Below are 20,455 nucleotides of genomic sequence, written 5' to 3'. Positions count from 1 at the left end.
GTGGATAAGCAGAGCGATCAGTCATGGCCGCGGTGCCCTTTGGGCGGAGGTTCGAGGTAAGCCGCGCTCGTTGAGCGGTTCACGGGTCGGGCTGGCCAGCGCAGCGACATTCCGGTACGCGGAGGCGATGGTCAGCTCTGCTTCACGCCTGGGGAGGCCCGCTTGTTGCGCGGCGTTGAGCAGAGGCAGCGGATCGGTGATGCCGCGCTCGGCAATTCGGCAGGTGGCCCAGTACAGCAGATCGTTGCGGTTGCCTTCTCTGGCTTCTGCGACCCGCGCGCTGAGCCGCCGCATGAGGACGTCTGGCGGAGTGGCGGCGTGCTGCGTCGATCTCCGGGCTGGTGGGCGTCGTGGTGTCAGATGGGCACGTATCTTCGCCCAGTCGACGGGCTTGGCCACCTCGGTGTTGGACTGCACCGTCTCGTAGCGTCCAGGTCCGTCGGCGCGCGCGATGGTTGACGGTGGCATGAGCACATAGCCGCCTGCGGCGCGAAAGTCGATGTGAGCAGTGGGGATCTTGCCGCAGCGTTGGGTAGTGCCAGGGAAGTAGAGATGGAGGCCTCCGCTGGGAGTTTTCACGGTGTGGATCCATCCGTCGAGGAGGCCGCGGCTGTGCAACACGGCCATGTGTAGGTAGCCGTCGCCGTCCGGGTGCACGTCGATGTCTATGACGTCGTATCCGGGGTGCCCCGTGGGCGTCGCCAGATTCGCTTCGGGCCAACGCTGCCACCAAGACCGAATCACGCCGGGATCGGTTGTGGCATCGTGGAAACCGTGCGGGACGAGCGGCCGCTTCCCGTCAGGTATGCACGGGAAGACAGGAACAGACTCAGCCGCATAGTCCAGGGCGGCCTCGAGCTTGCCGTCAATCATGTCCAGCTGCCCCAGGCGTGCCGTCCACGACGTCCCGGATCTTGACTTCGACGTCGCGGCGGAACTCCGACCACCAGGCATCGAGCTGGTCGCCCGCCCAGGGTTGCTGATCACCGCGGCGATGTTCGTACGTAGAGCACCCGGCGCGGGAGAGCCACTCGCGGAGACGATGTCTTGTGTCGTGAAAGATGCGATGCCAGTCCGCCATGGCCGCAGCGGTCTGGTTCTCGTCGTAGGAGACCAACCAGGCTCCGCGCAGCGCACTGAGTTCCTCAACGAATGAGCCGTGTCGCCACCAACATGGCGGGAGCTCTCGGCCGTCAAGCTGGTAGCGGCTGGTCAGCCAGCACACCCACTCAGCGAGGTCTTCGAGAATCGTTTGAGCCTGTTCGGAGCTGAGGGAGGACCACACGATCGGCCGGGGGATGGCCTCGCCGAGGAGTTCCTCGACGAAGGCGTCGACTTGTTCAGGGGCAAGGCCCACGTCGCTGTCGAGACCGAAGTCGTTTGTCATGGCATGCCCACCTGTCAGATCGAGGGGTTCGGCGGTGTGTTGCTGTGGTTTGCTATTGGGACGGCCGAGGCTGCGGGGCGCACGGACGCGCGTCGGTCAGGTATCGGAGGTGTTGGCAGCATCGGACCTTGCCGGGGTGCCTGAACCGGTGCCGTGATGGCCGTGGTGGGGTTTCTGGTCCGGCCTTGCCGGTCCACTGCGACCGTCTCCAGTCGTAGATCAGGTCCGACGGCTCGAGCGACGACCTCGGATCTCGTTCGGCGCTGCCCTTCGCGTGTCTCGTACGTGTGGAAACGGAGGTCACCGAGCACCAGTACTGCGTCGCCTTTTCGGACTTGCCGGTTAATCTGCTCGGCCATGTGGCTGAAGGCGACGACGTCGTGCCACACGGTGTCGACGGTCTCCCACGCCCCCGTGTCTGTGGGGCGACGGGTATCAACGGCCAGGCGGAACGTGACTCGCTCGGTGTCTGCGGCGATGGTGAAATTCGGGTCTGTACCCACACGGCCCGTGAGTGCTACGGGGAACGAGTTGGTCATGGAACCTCCAGCAGCGTTCGCGGCCAGCAGGCGCTGGCTCTGCCGGAGGGGAGGCTGTCGATGCGCACGTCGCGCCTGGTTCGGCTTACCGCCGCGCGTAGGCTCCGATCGCTGCTTCTAGTTCGGCCCGGTCGCGGCGAAGCTGTTCCGCGTCGAGACGTCTCGTCCACTGCTGCATGTCGAGGATGATCGGTGGCGCGGACCTCAGCAGGAGCACTGCGGTCCCGAACGGCAGGGTGCGTAGGCGTCCGCCGTCCATGATGGGAATGCGGCGCAGGTTGGTGGAGCTGGATCGGCTGCCATCATTTCCACGGGAGGTCGAGATGGTCTCCTCGTCGCGTTCTCCGATGAGGGCGGAGAGGTCTTGAAGGTCGCGCGCGTTGGAGCCGCCACCAAGGACGAGTTTCACGATGGCCGCATCCCAGATGGTGCCGGCTTGTTGGTCGCCCCATGCTCCGCGAGCTTGGGCGAGCGACTGTAGGACGGCGGTGGTGTTGATTCCGCTGCCGCCGCCTTCGCTCATGAGCGAAGGCAGACTCGGCAGGGGCGACAGGTTGCCGATCTCATCAAGGACGAGGGAGAGAGGCGGGTCGAGCCGCGCACCTGGGCTTCGTGCGGCTACTCGCCGGACGGTCTCGAGCATGTCCTCGATGAAGGCATTGACCAGGCTTGCGGCCGCGCCGGCCCCGGTGGAGGTGCCGAGCAGATAGAGGCTACCGCGTTCGTTAACGAAAGATTCAGGGTCGAACTGGTCACGCTCATGTGGTGTGACGGCGTCGAGAACTCTGGGGTCGGCCAGCGCTGCGAGGGACTGGCGGACGCCGCTCCAAATGTTGCTACGCGTGCGATCGTCCATGGCCACGATCGCGTCCAGGGCGTCTGCCCATCCCGGGGCGGCTCGGCTGGAGTTGTGCATGACTCGGACCGCCTCAGACGCACGCACGGGGTCAAGAGACCACCGATAAAGATCATGAGCATTGCGTCCATCGAGGGCAGCCGCATGCAGCAGGCCGCGAAGAACTGCTTCGGTCTGTCCTTGCCAGTAATTGGCGTCGTCCACACCGCCGTTGCTGTTCATCCCCATGCTTGACGCCAGGCCACGGGCCCGAATCATCGCTGTCTGAGCGTGCTGGCACCCACGGACAGGTGACCACTTCAGCCCGCGTTCCACACCGGCGGCGAGCTGCTGAGGGTCGAAGACCGCAACCGGACCCGTGCGTGCGCGGGCCTTCAGGGTGATGGTGAGGTTGTCCGGGCGGGTCGACGTGGTGATCACCGCGCCTGTTGCATCGAGGATCTTGCCGACGACGATGTGCAGTCCTTTGCCTGAGCGAGGAGGCCCGAGCACGACCGTTGAGTCTTCGCACGATGTGTACACAGCGATACCCCGGGCATGTCCGAGCTTGTGACCGACGTCGTCGGCCTGGGGATGAGTAATCGAAGGCCGCAGATGACGTCCACGCTTGAGTAGCGCACGCGCCGATGCCGCGTGGCGAATCTGTGCAGCGGTGGCTGTACCCGGTAGATGGCGCACGTCGTCTCGTTGGCGTTGGCCGAGAAGTCGCCATCCGAGGTATCCGACTCCGGCCGTCGCGGCGAGGACGAGGGCGGTGGATGACCATGACAGTGCAGCGGGTGGCATCTCCTGGCCCCACGCGGCCTCCGGGTCGGCAGGCTTGCTCACGATTCTGAGGATCGATTCGACGCCGAACCGCGGCGGTGAGTAGCCGTTGACCACGGCCGCTATTGCGGCGCCTGCCCAGACAGCTGCTGCCGCAGCGATGGCGGCGAGCATGATGATGAGTGCGGTGTTGCTGTCGCTGCTCTTGGAGCGTTGTGGCGCGGCCATGTCAGATAACCTCAAGCATTCGGGTGTCGGTATCGAACAACCTGGCTTCGATGTCACTGCGGGTGTGAGCGACGATCCAGGCACGTTCCCCGATGCGCCACAGCCCCTCGCCGGTGTTGAGGTCGGGCAGGACATCTCGTTGAGTCGAGGTCAGGCCGAGCAACTCGGCCGAGTGAACGAGCTGATCCGACTCCTGGCGATACATGATTCGTGTCGAGCAGTCCGCGAGCAGACCGGCTGCCAGCGCGCGGGCCTCGGAACCCTGGTCTCCGATCGCGTCGAGGTCGGAGAGCCGGTGGATGACGGCCATGTTCGCGATGCCGAAGGCGCGGGCCAGCTTCCATTGGGACTGCATGCGGCGCAGCAGGGGGAGAACCGACATGAGCCGCCAGGCTTCGTCGTAGATGATCCAGCGCTTGCCCCCACTTGGGTCCTGGAGCGCGCCTTCGAGCCAGGAAGATGCGCAGGTCATGATGATGGGAAGGTTCTCGTTGTCCTCGCCAAGAGCGGACATGTCGAGGCTTACCATCGGCAAGTGAGGGTCGAACTGGACCGTGGAATCGCCGTCGAACAGACCGCCAAGGTCGCCGCTGATCATCCGCTGGAGTGCATGGCCGACGCGTCGCCCGTCGTTGCGTAGAACTTCGACCTCATCGGCAGGCAGATCGGTAGTCAACGGGGAAGGACGCAACAGGTGGTTCACGACGGCCGGCAGAGTGGGAGTGATGGTCGATCGCTCGGTGACGCTCAGGGCAGTGGCAAGGGCGGTGTGCTCCGTGGGCACGAGCTGATCGCCGACGACGGTCTCGGAGATCGCGCGGAGGAGCTGACGTCGGCGTGACTGGACGAGCGAGCGCCACTCGCCGTCGTTCATTCCGGTGGGGCGCACGCCCACGTCGAGCGGATTGAGCCTGGCGGGCATACCGGGACCGAGGCGGATCGCGGTGCCGCCGGCTGCTTCGACCACCGGTGTCCATTCACCCTTGACGTCTCCTGGTATGTACACGCGCCGACCGAATGGGAGCGACCGCCAGGCCAATGCCTTGGCGAGGGTGGATTTCCCCTGGCCGATGACCCCCGCCAGCAGAACGTTGGGGTTGGTGATCACTCGGGCGCGGTAGAGCTCCCACGGGTCATAGCAGAACGCACTGCCGGACATCAGGTCCTGCCCGATATACATGCCACGCGACCCGAGCCCACCCTCAGCGATGAACGGATAGACGACGCTCAACGTCGCGCTGGTCCCTCGATGCGGCTGTAACCGCAGCGGCAGCCAGGATCGACCCGCGGCCGGACCCGCCTCGCCAGATCGTGGCAGCTGCTCGATGTCCCAGAGTGCGCGATCGATGTCCCTGACGGCTTGGCGTTCGGCCCGCTCGGCCGCGTGGCGTTCACGGGCCATGGCGTGTGCCGCTCTACGCACCTGGCGCCGTTCCCGTCTTCTCGCACCCGCCGGTGTGAGTACGGGGGCAGTATGCAGCCTCATATCAGGACTCGTCCGAGTGGCAGCGCGGCAGCGTAGAACGCGGCGTCCTGCTGGCCGTATAGGAGGACGGTGTCGAGTCCCGACTGGTGACAGGCGCCTTCGGTCTCTTCGATGGCGGCGTCGAGGTCTTCCTTGGTGCCAGCGGACACCGAGATCAGTCCGGTGAATGCCAGATCGGCGTGCCCGGCAACCAATTCTCTTTCGCGCCGGTCGACGTCATCTCGCTCGCGCTGTTGCGCCGCCGTGGTGCGGATGTCGTGCTTGTCGCGTCGTCGCTGTTCGGACTCTTGCTCCGTCTGCTCGACCCGCACATCCTTCATGGCCTCGCGGGTGGTCCGGGGACGATAGATCACGCTTACGCTTCGTTGCACGCTGTTGGTGAGCATCAACGGTGAGAGGAACGTCGCGTCGACATCCTCACGAGGCCACTCCCGGACCCAGAACACGGCATGCCAGGTCTCATCGCAGCGGAGGTGATCCCACGCGGCTGTCACGGCCATCGGTCCCGCAACCGCAAGTCCCCGGCCATGACCGGTACGGTCCCAGACGGGTCCCCGTCCGGGATTGAACGCGGTGTTGATCAACAACGCGAGCTCGGCCTCATCTAACCAGGAATCGACGCCGATCTCGGCTGACCGCAGATTGGCGGTCACTGCCGACAACTCTTTGATCAGAACGGTTGCAGCGCCCGCGAGGCCGCCTCCCGCCGTGCGGATCGCTCGCGCGGAATGCTTGATGGACATCGTTAGGGCCAGCAGGGTTTCGTGGCGCGCGGAGGCGGGACCTGCCGTCGTGATGAGGTCTTCGTACGACGCCGAGGCGGAGCCGGTGTCACTGTTGCCGGCGTCGCGCCAATACGCATGCACGGCCTCCCCGCCGTCGGCTGTTGTGCGCTCGAGGACTTGCACGCGGCTGATGCGTCCAGTGCGACAGGCTCCACTCAATGCCTGCCCCCAACCCTGGACGCGGCGGTTCCTGTCGTCCTGACCGAGCAGCAAGAAGGCGGGATAACGGAGTCTCATCACCGCTGTGAGGGTGCGTCTGTGCGGATCATGGATCATCGCCGTCGTCGTCGGGCCGTGCCGGTAGAGCCTGAGGGCGCCAACCTCGCCAGGCAGCGCCAGGGTTCCGGCTGGCCTCGGACGGTCGGGACGCCTCAGCGCCGCGTTCTGGCCGCGGGTTCTGCGCAGTATCCAGTTCGCGACGATAGGCGTCCAGGCCACGAGCGTCCTCCCATGCGGCCGCAAGAACGCGAACAGGAGCGCGGTGCCCCAGACCGGGGCGGTCGCGACCAGGCCGCGGGTCCCGGCGGTCATCGCCGATGGGCCGAATACCGACGCGGCGACGCCGATCGCGAGAAGCTGGCCGCCGGAGAGTCCCCACATGGCACCTCGTTCCGAGCGTCGGCCGAGACGCGCCGTTATGGGCTTGGCTGTTGTCGGTCGATCATTCGATGTCACGCATGCCTCCTACGGTGTGCCCTGTGGACTGCCTCGGCGGAGCGCCTGTGCTGGGCTGTACGCAGCCGGGCGCGCACTGTTCGGCATGCCGAGCGCTGCCCGCCCGCGGAACATCACTGTCCGGGCGCTGTGTGCTCCCACCTGCGCCGCTGCTGTACTACGACCGACAGTGCCGTCCCAGTCGCGTCCGTTGGGGGTGACGAAGTCGAGAAACTTGTACGTCAGCCAAGGAGCGATCGCCGCGACAGCCAACAGCATCAGGCCCATCGACAACTCCCCGATGGCCCGCAAGGTTGATCCGGCCGTGCCGGATAGGCCGGAGCGAATCGCACTGGCCGAGATCGCGAACACCATCACCACGGTCAGCTTCGAGAGCGCGAGCGCGAACATGATGCTCAACCACTTCGACGCCCAACCCGCCGTGTACCTACTCGTCAGGCCAGCGAATGCCAGCGGCGCGAATACCGCGGCGACGATGATCAGCACCTTCCTCGCCATCAGCGCGAACCAGACACAGAAGGAACCCACGATGTAGAGGAACGCGAAAATCACGATCAGAAGCGACGGCAAAGCGGCACCCTGACCTGTCGCTGAAGCTACGAGCATGGCCGGCGTGAGAGTCTCGATCGCCTCACCAACGTCAACACCAACGCGCCAACGCATGATCAGATCGCATGCCCAGTCGGTGAGCATCAGCACCGACTGCGTGACGGACAGAGCGATGGCGCTGGCCGCAAGGCTGCCCACGACGCCGACCACTGCCCGGACCAGTCCTCCGGGCTCTCGCCGTATCGCTGCGGCTGTCAGTTGAATCATGTACAGGGCGATCACGATGGGTAGCGCGACGAGCATGACGACCGAGATGTTGCCCCGCACCCAGTCGGCCGTGAGATCCACCGCGGTGGTCTCCATGATCAGCGACCACATGGCGAGGACCATCGTTTCGGCGGCCTCGGCCATTGAACGGGCAAGTCTGCCCATGGTCTGATCCTGCAACCAGCCTTCAGGATCGAGGCCGCCGGTTGTCAGGCCACAAACGAAGCGAGAGAACGGGTCGACGAGACCGTCGCAAGCCGACCTCGTAGTGACCGGGTCTGTGTCCACGGCGATCATCCCGCGCCTGGCAACGGGATACCCTGCCCGACTCCCCATGCCCACGACGTGATGGTGTTGATCATCCCGAAGCCGATGAACGCGCCAAGAGACCACGCGGTGGCTGATTTGCCAGAATCGATGCGTTGCGGCGAACTCGACATTCGACCCCAGCCCCAGATCAGCAACGAGACGATCAGTGCACCCATCGAGGCGAAGAGACAGAACGACAGGACGCCACCGAGCAGATCTCGCAGTGCCGGGATACCGGGGATGGCGTCGTCGTTGGGCCGGATATTCGGATTGAACGCGACCAGTTCGGAGTCGGCTCGTTGTGGTAGCTCGGTGATCAACTGATGGATGAGGTGCAAGATGGCTGCCCTTCCCTGCGCGCCGACGCCCAGGCACGCGAGTTCGCCTGGGTTCCCTGTCGCTCGGCAGGGAGTAGGCGTTCTGCGCACACGGTCGGCGTGTCCGGCTTTGGAAAGCTGGTCATGTGTCTTACCTTGCCGGTAGTTTTTGTTTGAGGAATGATCGAATGTCCAGCAGCCGCGCGGGGCCGGTGCCCTCACGGATGCCGGTCAGATCGAGGACACGGTGACGTACTTGTCGCCGCGTCGGGGTTACGCCACACATGTTCGTCGACACCGACGACCTTGACGCCGTCGAACCGGGTGGGATCGTTGATCAGGACCCGCTGGCCCCCGGCGAGGACGGCGTCGTTGGCGCCTGTTCCAGGCGACCCAAACTCTTCAGCGGCACGGGCGACGGTGAGGTGCTGGACCACGATCGCCTCGAGTGTCCAACGCAGACCCCGGCGTGACAGCTTCGCCCGCGGCTCTGCTCCCTTGGTTTGGTGGTGTCCTGGCGCCACACATGCCCGCAGCCAGCACATCGATAGCGACGCACGGCCACCTCCAGCGTCGTCGGGCGCCACCCCAGCGGCTCGTGCGCCAACCGACGGACCACGGTGTCACGCAGCATGCCTTCGCAGCCGCAGCGGCGGCACCACTCGTCAGACTCGACAACCGGCAGGCCAACACGGGGCGGTCGGGTTCGAGTCGCTGCCCGACGGCTTCAAGGCCGAGTTCGTCGGGATGGAGAACATGGTCAAGTCAGGGCGTGTGAAGGTAGCGTCAGGCACGTCGAGGTTTTCCAGATGGGCTGTGTGAGAACTCTCATCGTCGGAAGACCTCGACGCCTACCCGGCAACGACGCGCCAGCCCTCCCTACCCCCTTAACTGTGAAGAACCGGTATGGGCCCTGAAGATGATCAACCCTTGCGGCGTTGGCGTGACGAATCTGGGGGAGGCTCGGTTCTACGCCTCGCTTGCGGTCTGCTCGGACTGGTTTCCGTCTCGTGGCTACGCGAACCAGAGGGCGCAGGCTCGGGTGCCCGCGAACGTCACTTCGTAAACGGACCCGCGTGAAACTTGGTTGAAGCAGCCATCGCGCGATACATGGCGGCCTGCCATCCGTTCGGCTCGCTATTGGTTCGCGAACGGGTGGCTCGCTCGAGGTGCTTCCGCACGCCGGCCGCGTCGTCCTCGGTGAGAACCTCGGCCAACTCGTGTCGGATGCTCTCGAACTCGTTGGCGGCCTGCGAGGCGTAGAGCTCTCCCAGGTCGAAGAACTCGAAGTGATGGCACACGCGCCAGAAGGTCTCGTCGGACCATGAGGCAGGACGCGTGGGCGCGAAAAGGAATGCGGGACTTCCGCTGACGTCTATGATCTCGCATTCGAGCCAAAGGTCGTTGCCGAGGTTATCGAAATACGGGTGGAGCAGTTCTCCAGCACGGTCCGAGGGCTGAAAGTCAGCTTTCCTGTTGTTGCACTCCCAGCAACAGGGAACGAGGTTAGCGGGATGGACAGCCAGGCTGGTATGCGGGCTCTTGGGCCAGTAGTGGTCGAGCGTGCCCACGGTCCGCGGGCCGCAGAGCGGACACATGCCTCGAGCCCGGATCTTGATCTGGTCGTACACTCGGCGGCCGGGGCTTTCCTTTCGGGCGAACCTGTTCTTGTAGTGCCTCGACATCTCTTCCTGAGTCACGTCCGTCAACGTGAAGTCCGGCTCCGCGGCAAGGCCGCCCGCCGCCACGGCTCTCAGGTAGCGGTCGGAGTCTTCGCAGAGCTGAACCGTAGCTTTGGCGAAACGGTCCTTTGTGTGTGGTACCTGGATCTTCGAGATCGAGAGTTCGTAGACGTCCACCGCGTCGTCGTCAGGAACGTCGAGGTACCTCACACCTGGTCACCTTGCCGGCGTGCCCGCTGGGCAACATAGGCGCGGAGGACGGCGGACGCCTCGCCCCCGAGCTGGTGGTCGAAGGCCGCAGCCGCGTCCTCGTAGGACTCGGCGTGCCGCGCCTCCGTCTGGAGCAGCGCATAGAAGCCGGTCGACGTCACCTCCAGCCCGAAGATCTCCCGTGTGAGTGTGCCGACGTTCTCGCCAAAGGTCTCCACGGCGGGCGCGAAGACCTCGCGGGCGTTGCCTGAGCGCTCGATCCTCCAGACGCAGGTGCGCGGTACCTCTTGCAGGACGACCGGCGAGTGGGTGGCAACCACCGCGACCCCGTTGCGATCGATCAGCAGGTCGGACAAGGCGCGCACGAACGCGGAGAGCAGTGGTGGATGCAGGTGTGACTCCGGCTCATCCAGGAGAACCAAGGTTCGCTCGTCGACCTTCTCGACGAGCTTCGTCATGGTGAGGAGGACGATGCTGTGGCCGGAGCTGAGCTCACGGAAGACTCCGAAGGCCCTTGTGCTGCGGATGTTGTCGTTGTCGCTGCCGGGGTCATCGAGGAGTTGTGGGAGGTTGGCGTCGTGGAAGTTGGGATCGGCACTGAGAGTCTCGACCGCCTGTGTCCAGCGGCGGCTACGAGCCCCCGTGGCACAGTGCTTCAGCAGTGAGTCGGCAAACTCCTCGGCGAGTTCGTCGGCGTTCTTGGTGGATGGGCGCTCATTGTGCTGCGGCGCGCGTAGGAGGCCGACGTAGGAGTACTTGATCTCGTTGCGCTTCGTGACCCCGTCTGGCAGGGGATCGAATGGGTCGAAGGCGCTGAATGTCACGGAGACCACGTTCGCAAAGTCTTTGGCGGTGGCCTCGTTCTCGCCGACGAGGAATCGTCCGACGTGCTCTCCGCCTTGCTGGCCGGCCAGGGCCGATGCCATGCCGTGCAGGATGCGGGTCTTGCCGGCACCGTTGCGCCCGATCAGGACATTGATGTTCGTCGGCGGCTTGCTGTAGGGCGTCACCTTGAAGGAGAGCGAGTCTTCGCCCTCGCCATCGGCGGCGGGCCACAGATAGGTGAAGGAGTACGGCGTAAGAAGCACCTGTCCGCGCGCGAGTCGGTTCAGCCGGCCTTTGACGGCTGCTACTGACAGCTCACGCAGAAGGGAGACCCGGGTGACTTCTTCCTGGCGTACCTGGTCGAAGATCGTATTGTCGAAGGCGAAGTCCCTGAGCGCCCTCAGGATCACCCGACCGATGCTGTCGGGGAGCTTGTTTAAGCGTGTGTAGTAGTCGTCGTCCTGGCCGACGGAGAAGAGATCGTCCCCGAGTTCATCGAAGCTGGCTGGAAGCTCCGGACTCTTCTGCTCCTCTTCCCAGCCACGTCCCCCGATCTTAACCTTCCCGATCGCGTGCTCCGTGCCGTCTGGCGCGAGGTACGTCAAGTAGAACTGCGTCTGGAAGTTGTAGTCGTTCCATCGGTCAGACGTCAGATAGCAGACCCCTCGACGGCTGTTCCGGTTCGGGAACTGGCCAACTCCGAGCACCTGAAATTTCATGTCACGCTGCCCCTCTTGGCAAGTCCGAAGTAGCGCTCGAAGAACGCGGTCGTACCGTGGGCGTAGGCGGGCGCATCCCGCAGCTGGACAGGTCCTGGCGCGACCGCGTCAGAGCGCAGGTCCTGGGCAGCATCCGGGACGATGCTCTTACCGAAGCCGGAGTCGCCGACGAGCAGCGTGACTCGCTGAGGAGCGGCCGTGATTGCACGAACCTCTTCATCGCGACCAAACAATGACGCCTCCACGCGAACTGGGCCGGGCACGGCGGCGATGAGATGCCGAGAAGCAAGACCCCGCGTCTGCTACGACGCAGACCTAGCGCACAGCTTAGACGGTGATCAGCCCAACCTTCGGGACAACATCCCTCAGTCCCTAACGGACTCGACTATGAACCATTCACCGTCCGATCACGCGGATCTCCTCATCTCAAGGTCATGTGCATGCGTTCAGTTGTCACGCGAGATCCAAGCGCATCCTGTGTCGTTCGCGGTTACTAGACGATTGCCTCAGGATCGACGTCCGGCCAGGCTCGGTCCAGGCGCTTGGCGGGACGCTCTCTTTGCGGCTGCCCACCCCGTTGCGTGGGTGTGGCCCTCTATCGGTTTGCGTTCCCGCTGGGCGCCGTGCCGAGGCGTGGCTCCAGAGGAGACTGCCCAGCTCGTAGTAGCAGTGCCCGCCTCGCGTTTCCCTTCGGTTCACGAGGAGAAGGCGAGTGGCTGGATGAAGGTGTTCATCGGGGTCGATCCCCACAAGCTGTCGGTGACCATCGAGGCCGTCAACGACCGCGAGACGGTGCTGACAGCCGGTCGTTTCAGCACAAACAACGCAGGCTATGCCGCGATGCTCAAGCACGTCGCGGCGTGGCCGGAGCGGGTCTGGGCGGTCGAGGGCAGCAACGGCGCCGGTCGCCCGCTGGCGCAGCGGCTGTTGGCAGACGGTGAGCACGTGGTCGACGTGCCCGCGAAACTGGCCGCCCGGGCGCGGTTGTTCGACACCGGCCACAACCGCAAGACCGACGCTCACGACGCACACGCGGTCGCGGTGGTCGCGGTCCGCACCGGCGGGCTGCGGGTGCTGTCCTACGGCGTCGAGCTCGAGGCGCTGCGGATGCTCGCTGACCGGCGTGAAGAGCTCACCCGGCAGCGGGTCCAGACTGTCAACCGGCTGCAGCGGCTGCTGTCCGAGCTGACTCCCGGGAAAGCGAAGAAGGACATCACCGCCCTGCAGGCCAAGGGAATCCTCGCTTCGGTGCGCCCTCGGGATCTGGCCGGGAAGACACGCCGCCGGCTCGCCGCCGAACAGCTGACCGAGCTGGTTGCGGTGGAGAAGAAGATCAAGGCGCTGACCAAGGAACTCAAGGAGATGGTCATCGCCCGAGGTTCCACGCTGATGGACCTGCCCGGCGTCGGGCCCATCGTGGCAGCCAAGATCCTCGCCGACGTCGGCGACGTCGCCCGGTTCGCCGACCGGAACCGGTTTGCGTCCTGGACCGGCACCGCGCCCCTTGACGCCTCCTCCGGGGAACAGGTCAGGCACCGGCTGTCGCGGGCCGGGAACCGGAAGATGAACCACATGCTGCACATCGCCGCAGCCACCCAGGTCCGCCTCGACACTCCCGGCCGGACCTACTTCCGCCGCAAGCTCGCCGAAGGCAAGACCCGGATGGAGGCCATGCGATGCCTGAAGCGACGCATCTCCGATGCCGTCTACCGCCAACTTTCGCCGACGCCCGAGCCGCAGCCAACGCCGCCGAGAACCAGCAGGCGAACCAGACGGCGACCGAGGCTGGCACGGGCCCGGGAGGGCACTGCGGGGCGACTCTGATATCCAGCGCGGTCGATCTACCCCCGCACATCGACACTTCGGATCAGCCACTTCCCGGACCCGCGAAACCGACCTTACAACCATCCGCGCGACCCCGTAAGGCCACCGCCAACAAGTCCCTCAAAAGAGCGGGTTGACAACAGAGGGGAGCCGGTGTGACGCACCTTCCCTCGGCGTCCATGGCGGACATCGCTCGGCTGTCGGAGGTAGCGACTAGGCTGTGGGCGAGTGCTACGCACCAGCCGTCCGCCGAGGTGGGGCTAGCCATGACTGGGACGTGCCGATGGCTGCAAAGGGGGCAGAGGGATGTCGCCGACAGCCGGTGCACTGGCAACCGTGGCTTTTGTTGATAACGAGGACGATCTGCTCTGGGTCCGCTACGCCAACGGCAATGCAGGTTTCCTCGATCCACACGACGGTCCAGATGTCGAGGTCGGATCGATCCTGCTGGTCTCGTTGGAGGACGGCTCATTTGTCGAAGCTCCGATTGAGGTGTTCCCGAGGGGCTCGGAGACTGGGTCTCTCGCCACTGTGGTGTTGGCCGCACCAGGGGAGACCTACTGGGTCCGCTACACCGGTGGAGGCTACGGGCCGCTCCACCGGGATGGAGGACCGGAAGTAGCGATAGGCGCGGTCATTCTCGTATCCGGCAGCACTTTCGTCCGTGCGCCCGACGGACTGCTGCCGCCACCGAAGAATGGCATTGGAGTAGTGCGACGGGTTGAGGAGACACGGTCACTCGTAGAGACCGACCACTCGCTCCTATGGCTCCCACACGAAGGCGTCATCGACTGGAAGGAATGGTCGACCGTCGAACTTAGTGAAACCGGAATCGTAAAGGAACTTGACGAGCGTCCATTGAGGTACCGCGACGATCCTCCCGCGGCGACAGCGGTTCATTCTCGCTTCCGGGTCGACCCGAGCAAGGTGACGGAGACTTTCGACGGGATCGAAGGCCTCGACGGCCAGATCGCCGAGTTGCGACAGATCATCGAAATGATGCACAACACCGAAGCGCTGAAGGAGAAAGGCATGCTCCCCATCCGTGGGCTCCTTCTTGCTGGCGAGTCCGGAACTGGAAAGACCATGCTTGCGCGTGCGCTGGCGAACGAAGCGAACGCAGTCTACTTTCATGTGCGCGGCCCTGAGATTGCCAGCAAATGGGTCAACGAGAGTGAGGAAATGCTTCGCGCGTTGATGGATGAGGCGGACAGCCTTGACCGCGCGGTCGTCTTCTTCGATGAGATCGATAGCCTCGGCGGCGCCCGGTCCTCGACTGCGCACGAAATGTCAAACAAGCTGATCACACAATTTCTCGCACTCCTCGACGGTTTCGACGAGAAGCCTGGACGCGCTCTCATCGTCGGCGCAACCAACCGACCCGACGCCCTAGATCCCACAATGCTGAGGTCGGGGCGATTCGACCGACGGATCGACTTTGAGCTCCCCACGATCGACGCTCGCGAGGCAATCTTGCAGGCAACTAGCCCGAAGGACTTAGCCGAGGACATCGACGTGCGCCGATTGGCGACGCTGACCGAGACATGGTGCAGCGCAGACCTTCGAGCTCTCTGGACCCGCGCCTTTCAGTTCGCTCGCAGCGAGGGTCGAAAACAGATTCTTGACCTCGACTGCGAAGTCGCGATCGAACGCATCGCCCGACAAGTGCTGGCACGGCGCACTCAGATCGCGAGGATCTAGTGAAGTTCTTCAAGAAGAAGCCAACGAACACCGTGGCCCCTCCCACGCCGGTGATCGGCACAGCCGGCTCGCTACGAGAGTTTGTCTACCTGGACGAGGTCAGCGTCTACAGCCTCACCTCCGCGCCCGACATGCCTCCTCCAGTCACGATGTCAGAGTCCGCGGACTCAACGGCGGGAGAAGTCCTTTCGGCCCAGATCGAAGGCGGTGCACCGCTGGTGGCGAAGGCAAACATGAGCGGAGAGTTGAACTCGAGCCGATCCAACGGGCTCCAGGTCCAGCGACAGTTCAACATCCAAAGCCAGTTCGCACGGCTCCATGGCATGTACCGCCCAACATTTCTGCTAGCGGCAAACGCTCTCGACACGAAGTTCAAAGATGCAAACAGCCTCGGTGACGCCCTAATGCAACTCGAAGAGGCGCAGCACGCGATCCGCGCTTCGAACCTCACCCGCGGAGCGCTCGCAGAGCTCCGGGTTTCGCTCCGCGCACATCACACATTCGACATCACAACCTTTATGCGGTTGGTGACTGGCTTGGCCAACAAGTACCCGGAACTACTTCAGGTCCGAGACGTCTCTGGGATTAAGACCGCCATGGACGCGGGCGAATTCCTCGCTGAGCTCATGGAGGACCTTGTTCCCATCGAGGGCCGTTCCACCACTCACGAGATTGTGACCGACGCGGACGGCGACGTGTGGGTCGCAGACATCGCAGCACTCAACTCCATATGGGACGGCCAAACCACCACTGAACCGCTTCGCGTTGTCGGTGTCGCAGAGACCGGCTCGTTCTGGAAGGACACACGACGCATCCTTCACGCAGAAGCTGAGTTCGACGTTCTAGGCCGAATTAGCCGAACCGGTCTCCAGGACGGGTGGACGCCAGTGAAGATGATCGAGACCTTCAGGCGAGTCATCCCTTCCGCCGCAAGCGGGCTCATCACGGCTGTCGACGCGCTCAGGACCGTTACCGACGAGACACGTCCAACGGTCGAGCCAGCGGCGGCTCTCGTCGTTGCCGGCACCAAGCTCAATTTCAGCCTGGCCAATCATCACAGTGTCAAAGCCACTGGAATATCCCCGGAAACGTTAGCCTCGCTGCTCGACGACGGCACTCTTGAAGGCAAGCTCGCGGCTTTAAATAACGTTACAGACGAGTTCTACAGCAACCACGAACACCTCGAACGCGACGAGGACAAGGTTGGGGTCTTTCGACAGGAGGCCTGGCGAAGCGCACAAGTGCTAGTGAGTTTGCCGACGCACGAGGGTCCGACCATACCACCTGAAGCGAAGACGCCCGTACTAGAACTTGAGTTCATCGCTATGTACTGGTGACCTGCCCGTGCCGCGAATCCGGCACTTCCCTACGTCTCGAAGGCGCATCTGTGACAGGTCGAGCGTGCGTCAATCTGGAGCCGGATTGACGCACTATTGTGAGGTCCCGGCTACGATGCATCTACTGTCACCGCATTCTCGTGAACGTCAGTGGTCGACCTGCCAGCGCTTTCGGCCGACCGGCGATCAAGGCGAAACATTGCACTAGGATGTCTTTTCGGCGCCCATTGTTCTTCCGCATTACAACTCAATGTCGCCCCCAGGTGCACTTGGCCGCACGGATTACCTGGCTGGTAATCTCGGCGGGATTTAACGCTGAGGAGTCGACGACGAGAACGTGCAGCTCGTCTTGCCCCACAATCTTATGCCACTCCTCTCGAAAAGCAGATGGAGTCGTCTGTCACTCCGCGATCGTTCACGCCGGACTCGATCACTCTCGGCTAGGCGTAGCAGAACGAATAGAATCTTGCCCGTTGCGTATCTCGCTGCTCATCGACGGTTGCAAGCAAACGGCCGAAGATCTCAGCGGCCCGGAGTACTCGCTGATAAACCGGCACCGTCAAGATCAACTCGTCGCCGGAGGCGATGCGAAACGTCAACGTTCGCCGCTCGACCAGCTTGGCTACAGTTGACTTGCCAGCGCTCTGCACTCCGTTAATGAAGATGGCATAGCCACTGGCGGTGCGATCCGACATGACATGACGATAGCCAGGTAGCGACCGGGGCGACCCGTGCGACGCGCGACGGGCCGAGATTTAATGAACAAACGCACGTGGTACTCGCAAGCGCCACCTGAAGTATGGCCGAGGGCCTGTAGGTGCAGAGCGAGGACCTTGGTCTCTATGAGTCACGTAGTCGACGCGCCACCATGGGTGGGGAGTCCGATCCGGAGGTACGCATGACCACGCCTGAGTTGAATCCCGATGCTGATCCCCAGCGTGCGGCGGACTACGCCGCTCAGCTGGCTGCCGCTAAGTCCTTGAAGGACGTCGCCCGCATCCATGATCAGTTCGCAGACATCCGGAAACCCAAGAGCCTACGCGACGAAATCCGGTCGGTGATCGCAGCGCCGAAAGACTCCGATGTCGCAAAGGCCAGGAGCACGCTCGGGTGGTCACTGATCCTGTTCGGACTTATCGGTGTGCCGATCCTTATCGCGGTCATTCTCGTCATCGCGGCGTTGCTAACCTGACCTAAGCCCAACTGAGCCGCGAGACTTCGCGGCTGTGTGATGTCGTTGGGTGGGCGCGCCCGTCGGGATGCCGGAAATTACACCGAATCAACCTATGGGCCTGGTCAGGGCGCCTGCCTGGACGCGAGCTCGACTGAGCCACCGGCAATGTCCCTGGGCCACGGCATGCTGCGTCGAGGAGCGCTGCGGACTCGGCGGCGTCGACTTGGAGGCGCTCGATTGCCGTAGGGACTGCTTCTGTTTCTCTGGAAGATTTCGGGCCCCGGGCTGTGCCCAGTGTGGGGCGGGATGACGCAAATGCCGTTAGCTGCTGTTGGTAACGCCGCACCAGCAGGGCCATGCTCTCTTGCCGCCCGGGCATCTGCAGATGACATTCCGATGAAAAACGACATCTTCGATGAGAACCTACAATTCGAGCGCCTCAGAAGCCGAGGCCGCGGTTGGCTAGCCATTTCTCAGGGTTGATCGGCGATCCGTTGGCGCGGATCGTGAGGTGTAGGTGTGGGCCGGTGGAGAGGCCCTCGTTGCCAACTGTGCCGATCTGTTGCCCGGCATCGATGGTGTCGCCTGGGCTCACGACGGCTTCTGACATGTGTCCGTAGACACTGGCGTGCCCGTCGCCGTGATCGATCTCGACGAGGTGAGGTCCGGCCCACGGACGAAAGCCCACGAAGGTGACCTTGCCTGGTGCGATCGCCATCACGGTGGTGCCGGTTGGCGCGGCGAGGTCGATGCCGTCGTGGAGTTTCCACTCGCCGGTGATGGGGTGTTGGCGCCATCCGAAACGGTCTGTGACTCGGTACTGGCCGGATTTGATCGGGAGCGCCGCTTCGCATGTGGCGTCGTCGTCGAGGAGGTCGGTGACCCAGGCGCGGGCGCGGTCTTCCCAGTCGGCGTATCGGTCGGGGTAGGCGCTGCGCTGTACCGCTTGTGCTGCCTCGCCGATGGGTATGTCTTCCCAGCCGGGAATGTCGAGAAGGCCGGGTGGTTCGCTTCCCGACCCGTAAGAGTTCGGCCCGGTCGAACCGCCGAAGAATGCCTTGGCGGAGTAGGCGACGTCCGTGATCTGTTCGGGTGTTCCCCATCCTGCGGATGGGCGTTGTTGGAAGACGCCGAGGGAATCGCGATCGCCGTAATCGAGGTTGCGGACGCCGGACTCAACCGCGGCGGTGGCGAGGGCGACGACGAAGCCTCGCCTCGGTACGCCGGCCGCTTCTCCTGCGGTGATGATCGTGCGGGCGATATGTCGCTGCTCAGGGTCGAGCGGATCCGAATTGCTGGCCACGCAAATGTGGCCGTCGTTGTCGCCGTCTGTTCCACCATCGTCGTCTACAAGAATGATGGTGAATCCGAGAGCGAAGGCGCAGAGAAGGGTGGCCGGGCCGATGGCGACGGCCGCAGTGAATGCTTTCGTGAGTTTCCTCAGCGTCTACGACCTGGGTTGCTGATCGACGACGTGCAACAGTCGGCACCCAGCGAACTCGTCGGCGCAGCCGATGAGCATCTGTAGCGCCGGAAGGACGGTGTGAGTCTGCGGTGTTCCGTCGTCGCCGAGGTAGTGAATGGTCTGACGGCCGGTGACCAGCACGATGCTCGTAGCAATACCGAAGGCGCCCTGAGCGACGTCTGCGTCCACCGTTTCGGTGCCGACCGGTTCGCGGGCGTCGAAGGTAGACCACTGCTCGTGTTCGGCCATACGTTCCCACACGTCCGGCTCTGGCAACAGTTCGGCAATCGTGATCGGCGATGTGTCGTCTGTTCCGGAGGCGCTGCTCGTGACCGCCTGCAGGGCGTCGACGTAGGAGTCGCGCTGGTTTCGGGAGTCGATCCCGTAGACGACCTCGGCGATCCAGCGTCCCAGTTCGGCAGGATCGTCGTCAGGCGGAGCCGGGGCGACCGCGCCAACAGCAGAGCGATGCTCAGTGTCAGCTTTCGTGTGCGGACTGCCAGTGTGCACCTGCGGTGATTGTTGGGCGACGTCGCGGCTCGCCACGTCGTCGTGGTCAGCGCTGCCCGGGTGGAAAATCAGCGTCATGACGGTGGCGCCTGCGACGAGCAACGCCGCAACGATCGTCACCGTCCATGCGCGGGTGATGGCGAGCCTTCGGGCACGCATGAGGCTAGGAGTCACAGCGTCACCCCTCGCGACGGGCTCTCTTGACCGTGCGAGACCCGCAACGAGCTGAGGGCATCGAGTCGTGGTCGTCGGGCCATCACCGTGATGTCCCTGAGCAGGACGCGTGAGGCTGCGCCGTACCCGATATCCCCGTTCTCGACCGCATCAACGGCGCGGCGAGCCATGTCGTCCACCGCCGGATGCAGGGTGCTGCTGACCGGGCGGAGCATCCGTGAATCCCTGGGTACAGGGTGAAGGTCCCATCCGAGCTGGTTGAGGTGGTATAGCCCGTCGGCGTCCGGGGCGAGATGGAAGTGCCCGGTCGCAACGGTGGACGGCTTGTCGTCGCCCACCTCAATGACGTGCCGGAATTCCACCCGAACCCGGTGGCCGTCCCAGCTGAGATAATCCAGCAGGGGAAATGCCTCACCTGCCGGCGTCGGGAAGCTGTCGCGTTGCGCCACGGGACGTGGGACGTTGTGCAGGTCAGTCTGCCGTTCGACGATCGCCATCATCACGTCTCGCGTCACCATGTGGCGGTCGCTGTGAGCGGCATGGGGGAGTGAAGCCTCATCACGGGTCCTCGCGGCCACTTCATAGGTCGTCAGGTATCCGCCGCCGCTGCGGTCGGTGGCGTTGACGTGCTCCCAAAGACCGGAGACGAATCGCGTGTTCTTCATGGTCGG

The 20,455-nt window shown here is 64.0% G+C and carries 18 protein-coding genes and 2 pseudogenes; 4 read left to right on the top strand and 16 right to left on the bottom strand.

Annotation, left to right across the window (positions count from 1 at the left end; all coding sequences use genetic code 11):
* Positions 1-21 precede the first annotated feature (21 nt).
* The 12 genes and pseudogenes from G1H11_RS16185 to G1H11_RS16130 form a co-directional block, all read right to left on the bottom strand.
* Complete coding sequence (locus G1H11_RS16185) at positions 22-873, bottom strand: bifunctional DNA primase/polymerase (protein ID WP_163819622.1); 852 nt, start codon at positions 871-873, stop codon at positions 22-24.
* Entirely contained in the window at positions 866-1,387 is a 522-nt protein-coding gene (locus tag G1H11_RS16180) for a hypothetical protein (protein WP_163819621.1), read from the bottom strand. The genes G1H11_RS16185 and G1H11_RS16180 overlap by 8 nt, the downstream gene beginning before the upstream one ends.
* Before the next feature lie 14 nt (positions 1,388-1,401).
* Positions 1,402-1,926, bottom strand: coding sequence for a single-stranded DNA-binding protein (locus tag G1H11_RS27455; RefSeq protein ID WP_163819620.1), 525 nt, complete (start codon positions 1,924-1,926; stop codon positions 1,402-1,404).
* Positions 1,927-2,011: 85 nt separating this feature from the next.
* Positions 2,012-3,775 (bottom strand): type IV secretory system conjugative DNA transfer family protein, encoded by a 1,764-nt coding sequence (locus tag G1H11_RS16170; protein WP_163819619.1) that lies wholly within the window; start codon positions 3,773-3,775, stop codon positions 2,012-2,014.
* A 1-nt stretch (position 3,776) separates the two neighbouring features.
* The gene (locus G1H11_RS16165) at positions 3,777-5,177 is read right to left on the bottom strand and encodes an ATP-binding protein (protein ID WP_246211454.1); all 1,401 of its coding nucleotides are present in this window, start codon (positions 5,175-5,177) and stop codon (positions 3,777-3,779) included.
* A gap of 80 nt (positions 5,178-5,257) precedes the next feature.
* Positions 5,258-6,646, bottom strand: coding sequence for an SCO6880 family protein (locus G1H11_RS16160; protein ID WP_163819617.1), 1,389 nt, complete (start codon positions 6,644-6,646; stop codon positions 5,258-5,260).
* A gap of 84 nt (positions 6,647-6,730) precedes the next feature.
* Positions 6,731-7,702, bottom strand: coding sequence for a hypothetical protein (locus G1H11_RS16155; RefSeq protein WP_163819616.1), 972 nt, complete (start codon positions 7,700-7,702; stop codon positions 6,731-6,733).
* Between the two features lie 128 nt (positions 7,703-7,830).
* Complete coding sequence (locus tag G1H11_RS16150) at positions 7,831-8,184, bottom strand: hypothetical protein (RefSeq protein ID WP_163819615.1); 354 nt, start codon at positions 8,182-8,184, stop codon at positions 7,831-7,833.
* 166 nt (positions 8,185-8,350) lie between these two features.
* Positions 8,351-8,957 (bottom strand): annotated as a pseudogene (locus tag G1H11_RS16145) (transposase); the annotation flags it as partial.
* Positions 8,958-9,218: 261 nt separating this feature from the next.
* Positions 9,219-10,055, bottom strand: coding sequence for an HNH endonuclease (locus G1H11_RS16140; protein WP_163819614.1), 837 nt, complete (start codon positions 10,053-10,055; stop codon positions 9,219-9,221).
* Positions 10,052-11,599 carry an AAA family ATPase gene (locus tag G1H11_RS16135; RefSeq protein ID WP_163819613.1) on the bottom strand — a complete coding sequence of 516 codons (1,548 nt, stop codon included), beginning with the start codon at positions 11,597-11,599 and terminating at the stop codon, positions 10,052-10,054. Before G1H11_RS16135 ends, G1H11_RS16140 begins: the two co-directional genes overlap by 4 nt.
* A complete protein-coding gene (locus G1H11_RS16130) occupies positions 11,596-11,832 on the bottom strand; it encodes a hypothetical protein (protein ID WP_163819612.1) in 237 nt (78 codons plus the stop codon). Before G1H11_RS16130 ends, G1H11_RS16135 begins: the two co-directional genes overlap by 4 nt.
* Before the next feature lie 487 nt (positions 11,833-12,319).
* Between G1H11_RS16130 and G1H11_RS16125 the strand changes: the two are divergent.
* The 3 genes and pseudogenes from G1H11_RS16125 (at position 12,320) to G1H11_RS16115 (ending at position 16,461) form a co-directional block, all read left to right on the top strand.
* Positions 12,320-13,560: pseudogene (locus G1H11_RS16125) on the top strand (IS110 family RNA-guided transposase).
* A 169-nt stretch (positions 13,561-13,729) separates the two neighbouring features.
* On the top strand, positions 13,730-15,124 hold the full coding sequence (locus G1H11_RS16120) for an ATP-binding protein (protein WP_163819611.1): 1,395 nt from the start codon (positions 13,730-13,732) through the stop codon (positions 15,122-15,124).
* Positions 15,124-16,461, top strand: coding sequence for a DUF6414 family protein (locus tag G1H11_RS16115; protein WP_163819610.1), 1,338 nt, complete (start codon positions 15,124-15,126; stop codon positions 16,459-16,461). The genes G1H11_RS16120 and G1H11_RS16115 overlap by 1 nt, the downstream gene beginning before the upstream one ends.
* A gap of 440 nt (positions 16,462-16,901) precedes the next feature.
* Here the strand turns inward: G1H11_RS16115 and G1H11_RS16110 are convergent, their stop codons facing one another.
* Positions 16,902-17,156: a hypothetical protein gene (locus tag G1H11_RS16110; RefSeq protein WP_163819609.1), complete on the bottom strand. Its 255-nt coding sequence runs from the start codon at positions 17,154-17,156 to the stop codon at positions 16,902-16,904.
* A 203-nt stretch (positions 17,157-17,359) separates the two neighbouring features.
* On the opposite strand from G1H11_RS16110, the gene G1H11_RS16105 reads away from it, so the two are divergent.
* Positions 17,360-17,653: a hypothetical protein gene (locus G1H11_RS16105; RefSeq protein ID WP_163819608.1), complete on the top strand. Its 294-nt coding sequence runs from the start codon at positions 17,360-17,362 to the stop codon at positions 17,651-17,653.
* A 421-nt stretch (positions 17,654-18,074) separates the two neighbouring features.
* Here G1H11_RS16105 and G1H11_RS26580 read toward each other — a convergent pair whose 3' ends face one another.
* The 3 genes from G1H11_RS26580 to G1H11_RS16090 all read right to left on the bottom strand — a co-directional run bounded on the left by G1H11_RS26580 (position 18,075) and on the right by G1H11_RS16090 (position 20,449).
* The gene (locus tag G1H11_RS26580) at positions 18,075-18,938 is read right to left on the bottom strand and encodes a peptidoglycan DD-metalloendopeptidase family protein (protein WP_163819607.1); all 864 of its coding nucleotides are present in this window, start codon (positions 18,936-18,938) and stop codon (positions 18,075-18,077) included.
* Positions 18,939-19,082: 144 nt separating this feature from the next.
* On the bottom strand, positions 19,083-19,784 hold the full coding sequence (locus G1H11_RS16095; protein WP_163819606.1) for a hypothetical protein: 702 nt from the start codon (positions 19,782-19,784) through the stop codon (positions 19,083-19,085).
* The gene (locus tag G1H11_RS16090) at positions 19,781-20,449 is read right to left on the bottom strand and encodes a hypothetical protein (RefSeq protein WP_163819605.1); all 669 of its coding nucleotides are present in this window, start codon (positions 20,447-20,449) and stop codon (positions 19,781-19,783) included. Before G1H11_RS16090 ends, G1H11_RS16095 begins: the two co-directional genes overlap by 4 nt.
* Positions 20,450-20,455 lie beyond the last annotated feature (6 nt).

It is taken from the genome of Phytoactinopolyspora alkaliphila (assembly GCF_010550695.1).
GTDB classification, from domain to species: domain Bacteria; phylum Actinomycetota; class Actinomycetes; order Jiangellales; family Jiangellaceae; genus Phytoactinopolyspora; species Phytoactinopolyspora alkaliphila.
The sequence above is the reverse complement of the archived record's forward strand: the minus strand, read 5'-3'. Positions and strand labels throughout refer to the sequence as shown.